Below are 5,172 nucleotides of genomic sequence, written 5' to 3'. Positions count from 1 at the left end.
ACATGCTCCGGATCCTCTCCCCCCTCCCGCGGGGAGTCCCCCGGCAGCAGCGCCGCCACCGGCACCACCACCACCTCCGACAACACCGGCACCCACTCCCCGGACAACCGGGACACCGGGCGCTCCTGGGCACGGACGGCTGCGCTCTCAGGCTTCACGACGAGTCCTCCGACAAGCGACACGGACCGAAGGGGGCATGCATCGCAGCGATGCTAGGAGATCCACATACCTTTGGGAAGGTATTTTAATCGGGCCGTAACGTACCGCAGCGGGGTCGACACGGAGAGGAAGTGCGAAGTCGGGGGTCAGTGGTCCGCGGCACCGGCGAACAGCGCCCCGCCCGCGGGCAACAGCCGGGCCCCGGGGATCCGGTCGGCCAGTCCGCGGTCGCCGACCACCACCGGGTGGCCCACCGCGGTCAGCATCGGCAGGTCGGACACGTGGTCGCCGTAGCCGTAGCAGTCCGCCGGGTCGACGCGCGGGTACGCCCGGAGCAGGGCGCGCACGGCCCGGCGCTTCTCCTCGCCGATCACCGGCTCGCCGACCAGCTCGCCGGTGAGGACTCCCCCGCGCACCGCCGGCCGGCTGCACACCACGTGGGCCGCGCCGATGTCCCGCGCGACGGGCTCGACCAGTGCCGGGAAGGAGCCGGAGACCAGCACCACCGGATCACCCGCCGCCCGGTGCCGCGTCAGAGCCTCGCGGGTGGCGGCGAGATAGAAGCCGGCGCTCCGGGAGCGAAGGGCGAACCACTCCCGGCCGGCCGCGACGACCGACTCCTCGGACACCCCGGCCCACACCCGGTAGTAGGCCCGGTTCGCCTGCTCACGCGACGCCCCGCCCACCACCAGCGTGCTCAGCTCCGCCCGCACCCGGGCGGCCCGCTCGGCACCCGACGGCCCGTACCGACCGCCGAGGTAGAAGTCGAGGAAGTCGAACATGCTCTTGCAGTTGATCAGCGTCTCATCGACGTCACTGAAGGCCAGCCGGTCGGACGGGGTCAGCCGGTCGGACGGGGTCAGCCGGTCGGACAGGGGCATGGCGGGGCTCCTCGGGGGCCGGGGTCACCTCGGGGTGACGTGGCGGTCGGGGTCGGCCGCGGACCCCGGGAGGGCGCGCAGCGCGGGGAAGAGGGTGTCGCGCACCTCGCGCCAGCGTTCGGCGAAGTCGGCGCGGCCGTGCAGGTTGTCGGAGATGTGCTGGGCGCCGAAGAAGGCCGCGACGGCGACCCGGGCGGCCACGTCCGGGTCGACGTGACGGGCCAACTGCCCCTGGCCATGGGCCTCGTGCATCAGCGTCGAGATCAGGTTGGTCCAGTCGACGTAGGGCAGCGGCAGTTCGACGTCGACGGCGTCGCGCTCGTTCTGCAGCCGGGTGCCGGCCTGCATGATCGGGTCCTCCAGGAACGCGGCGGTGGCCGCGTTGAACATCTCGATCACGGTGTCCAGCGGCGACAGGCCCTTCCCGCGCACCGCCTCCAGCGTCACCGGCCAGCGTGAGTACAACTCGTCGACCACCGCGACGGCAAGGGCCTGCTTGTTGGGGAAGTGGAAGTACACGGCGCCCTTGGTCATCGCGACCTCGTCCGCCACGTCCTTGATGCTGGTCTGCTGGTAGCCGCGCTCGGCGAAGATCCGCGCGGCGCAGTGCAGGATCTGTTCCCGCGTCCGCTCCGCCCGTTCCTGACGGAGCATCGGACCGGCCGCGCCCGCAGGCCGGATCGTCGGAGCAGGCCATAGCGGTTCCACAGCAACACCCTTGTTCTGACTCACAGTTCGCCAATCCTCTCTCGCGCCCCAGCGCTTCTAGCTTTATACCTTCGCCCAGGTATATTTTCGGGCCGGGATCAACGGTCACCCGACATGACCCTCGCCCGCAGATGGGGTGGCACCACCTTAGGGAACGGCACACCAACGGGGAGACGCACTCGCATGTCCATCTTCACCGCATCGCCAAGGTACCCGTCGTCCGACCAGGCAGCACTGCTCGCGCCCGGCCGCGGACTCTCGTTCCGGCACCGCCTTCCGGCCGGCGCCGTCCACAAGACCTCCCCGACGGAGGTCCTGCTCACCGATGCCGTCCGCGACGACGACGGCCATTTCACCGTCGGTGCCCTGTGGCACCGGGACCGCTTCCTGCACGGATTCCTCCACGACGGCGGGGACGGCCGCGCGCCGGATCCGCTGCTGCTGGCCGAGACCGTCCGGCAGACCCTGATACACCTCTCGCACCGCTTCCACGGCGTGCCCCAGGGGCACCCCTTCGTCCTCGACCGGCTCGACCTCGATCTGACCGGCGACACGGTCACGGTCCGGCCGGACCGTCCGGCCCGGGTCGTCCTGGACGTCGTCTGCACCCGGCGGCTGACCACGCCGCGCCGGGCCGGTTTCGCGCTCCAGGCGGCGATCTCCGTCGAGGGCGTCCGGATCGGCCTGGCCGACGTCCGCTGGGAGGTCCTGCACCCGAACTTCTACCAACTGATCCGCCACCGCGACGTCCGCGCCAAGGAGGCCCCGGCGGCCGGCGCGGCATTACCGCCCGCGGCGCCCGCCGGCGGGCTGCAACGGCTCGGCCAGCGGGAGGTCGGCTACCCGGAGGGCCGGCACGTCCTGCTGGCCCGGGACGAACGGGGCGCCCCCGGCCAGTTCTGGTTCGACGACGACCCCGACCACCCGGTGCTCCACGACCACCCGTCCGACCACATCGCCGGCATGGCCCTGCTGGAGGCCTTCCGGCAGGCCGGCCGCGCCCTGGGCGCCCCGCTGCACCCCGCCGCCGTGCGCTCGGTCTTCACCGCCTTCGCCGAACCGGACGCACCGGTGGCGATCACCGTGACGCCCGGGCCGGGGTGGCGAGCCGGACCGCGCACGGCCGAGGTCACCGCCGCCCAGCACGGCATCGTCCTCGCCAGCGCCCGGCTCGCCTACCGCGACCCGCGACAGAAGTCGGCAGCCCGTCAGGAGGCGTCGTGAGCAGAGACGGTGCGAGCCTCTCCGGTCCGGCCGTCGAGCAGGTGGTGGACGCGGCCCTACGCGACCTGTCCGCGGTGGAGGAGCGGCGCCGGCTCGGCGCGGAAACGGTGGCCGCCGTGGTGGCCGCCGGGTTCCCCCGGCACTTCGTCCCCCGCGAGTACGGCGGCGCGGCGGGCGGCTTCGCCGAACTGCTGGCCGCCTCGGCGGCGGTGGCGCGCACCTGCCCTTCCACCTCCTGGTGCGCCACGCTGTTCGCGGCGCACGGCCGCCTCGCTTCCTACCTGCCGGAGGAGGGCCGGAAGGAGCTGTGGGCCCACTCGCCGGACGCGGTGATCGCCGCCTCGATCATGCCGCCGCAGGGCGAGGCGGTCCGGGAACGGGACGGCTGGCGGATCCGGGGCCGATGGGAGACCGCCAGCGGAGTGGACCACGCGGACTGGCTGCTACTGGCCTCCTGGACCGGCCCCCCGGACCGGCCCGAGCACCGGATCTTCGCCCTCCCCCGGGCGGACTGGAGCGTCCTGGACACCTGGCGCAGCCTGGGCGTGCGCGGGACGGGCAGCAACGCGGTGGAGGTGGCCGAGGCCTTCGTCCCCGACCGGCTGTCCTGCACCCTGGAGGACCTCCAGCGGCCGCTCGGCGGGGACGCGGCCCGGTGCCACCGGGTCCCGATCCACCTGGCCGGCGCGCTGATGTTCGCGGCCCCGGTGCTCGGCGCGGCCGAGGGGGCGCTGGACGCCTGGCGACCCGCCGTCGCGTCGCGGCTGGGCACGCTCTCCCCCGGCCGGCGGGCGGCGGCAGAGCTGGCGCTCGCCGAGGGATCGGCGCAGGTCACGGCGGCCCGGCTGGTTCTGGAGCGGGCCGCGGAGCGGGCCGACCGGGCCGAGGTGACGCCGCTGCTGGTGGCGGAGAACCGGCGGGACGCCGCGCTGGCGGCGGCCTGGTGCGCCGCCGCGGTCGACCGGCTCTTCCACGCCGCGGGGTCGCAGGCGCTGCGCGCGGACTCCGCCTTCCAGCGGTACTGGCGGGACGTGACCACCGCGGCCGCGCACGGTGTGCTCGGCGCGGAGGCAGCCGCCGCCGACTACGCCGCCGTGGTGCTCCGCCCCCGGGGCTGAACCACATGCCGCACGCCGCACCGACGTCCACGCGCCGGGGCCGGCCACCCTTCGAAGGGTGGCCGGCCCCGGCGTTCGAGCGGGTTCCGGTGCGCCGGGGGCCGGCGCGGGCCGTCACCGGTCACTGGGCAACTGCGGCACCGGCCCCGGTCGCACGGGCACGGGCTGCGGTCAGACCCGGCGGGACTCGCCGATGGCGCTCTCGATGCCCTGGACCATCCGCCACAGCGGGGCCCGGCGGCTGGCGACCAGCACCACCACGTCGTCGGACCCGCCCTCGCCGTCCGGGGCGGGCTCGGCGGGGCGATCGCTCCAGCTGGAGGTCACGAAGGCCATCGCCGCGTCCACCTCGGCCACCCAGTCGCTCTCGCCGCCCGAGCGCAGCCAGGTGCGCAGGGCGTGGTTGTGCGCGGCGACCACGGCGGCGGCGATCACGGTGGCGCGCAGCGGGCCGTCCGGGCGGTCGGCGAAGCGGGCACGCAGGTAGGCGGCGAGGGTGTGCTCGTAGCGCCAGACCACCGACAACTCGTACGCGCGCAGTCCGGGGACCTTGCGGGTGAGGCGGTAGCGCTGGACGGAGAAGGAGGGCTGCTCTGCGTACATCCGCAGGACCAGGCGGGCGGCGTCGCAGGCGTGCTTGACCGGGTCCTCCTCGCCGGTGCCGGACTCCAGGAACTCCGTCATCTCGGCGAGGCTGCGCTCGTGGTCGGGGAAGACCACGTCCTCCTTCGCCGGGAAGTAGCGGAAGAAGGAGCGCCGGCCGACGCCGGCGAGCGAGACGATGTCGTCGATCGTCGTCTGCTCGAAGCCGCGCTCCAGGAAGAGCTCGAAAGCCGCGGCCACCAGCGCCTCACGCATCGCCGGCTTCGAGGGCCCGTCGTTCATGGGCTGGTCCTGCTCTTCCTTCTCGCTCATTCTCCGGAACTTAGCATCGGCGCCGCGGGGCGGCCCCTGACGGCCGGTCGGCGGACCGGGCCGGCCGTCGGTGCCGGTCGGGCGGTCGTTACGGCAGGTTGCGGGCCATCACGATGCGCTGGACCTGGTTGGTGCCCTCGTAGATCTGGGTGATCTTCGCGTCCCGC

At 73.9% G+C, this 5,172-nt stretch carries 6 protein-coding genes; 2 read left to right on the top strand and 4 right to left on the bottom strand.

Going from position 1 to position 5,172, the window contains the following annotated elements:
* Positions 1-305: 305 nt before the first annotated feature.
* Together ACZ7BZ_RS38195 and ACZ7BZ_RS38190 are read right to left on the bottom strand one after the other, a co-directional pair.
* Positions 306-1,040 (bottom strand): HAD family hydrolase, encoded by a 735-nt coding sequence (locus tag ACZ7BZ_RS38195; RefSeq protein ID WP_470362401.1) that lies wholly within the window; start codon positions 1,038-1,040, stop codon positions 306-308.
* 24 nt (positions 1,041-1,064) lie between these two features.
* Positions 1,065-1,694 (bottom strand): ScbR family autoregulator-binding transcription factor, encoded by a 630-nt coding sequence (locus tag ACZ7BZ_RS38190; RefSeq protein ID WP_380464035.1) that lies wholly within the window; start codon positions 1,692-1,694, stop codon positions 1,065-1,067.
* Positions 1,695-1,931: 237 nt separating this feature from the next.
* On the opposite strand from ACZ7BZ_RS38190, the gene ACZ7BZ_RS38185 reads away from it, so the two are divergent.
* A complete protein-coding gene (locus tag ACZ7BZ_RS38185) occupies positions 1,932-2,972 on the top strand; it encodes a ScbA/BarX family gamma-butyrolactone biosynthesis protein (RefSeq protein WP_470362400.1) in 1,041 nt (346 codons plus the stop codon).
* Positions 2,969-4,090 carry an acyl-CoA dehydrogenase family protein gene (locus ACZ7BZ_RS38180; protein WP_470362399.1) on the top strand — a complete coding sequence of 374 codons (1,122 nt, stop codon included), beginning with the start codon at positions 2,969-2,971 and terminating at the stop codon, positions 4,088-4,090. Before ACZ7BZ_RS38185 ends, ACZ7BZ_RS38180 begins: the two co-directional genes overlap by 4 nt.
* A 171-nt stretch (positions 4,091-4,261) precedes the next feature.
* On the opposite strand, the gene ACZ7BZ_RS38175 is transcribed toward ACZ7BZ_RS38180, so the two are convergent.
* Both ACZ7BZ_RS38175 and ACZ7BZ_RS38170 read right to left on the bottom strand, forming a co-directional pair.
* A complete protein-coding gene (locus ACZ7BZ_RS38175) occupies positions 4,262-4,948 on the bottom strand; it encodes a TetR family transcriptional regulator (RefSeq protein WP_380464160.1) in 687 nt (228 codons plus the stop codon).
* Between the two features lie 145 nt (positions 4,949-5,093).
* The coding region (locus tag ACZ7BZ_RS38170; RefSeq protein WP_189278101.1) for an acyl-CoA dehydrogenase family protein at positions 5,094-5,172 on the bottom strand (79 nt) is incomplete at its 5' end.

It is taken from the genome of Kitasatospora sp. NPDC036934 (genome assembly GCF_055608425.1).
The sequence above is the reverse complement of the archived record's forward strand: the minus strand, read 5'-3'. Positions and strand labels throughout refer to the sequence as shown.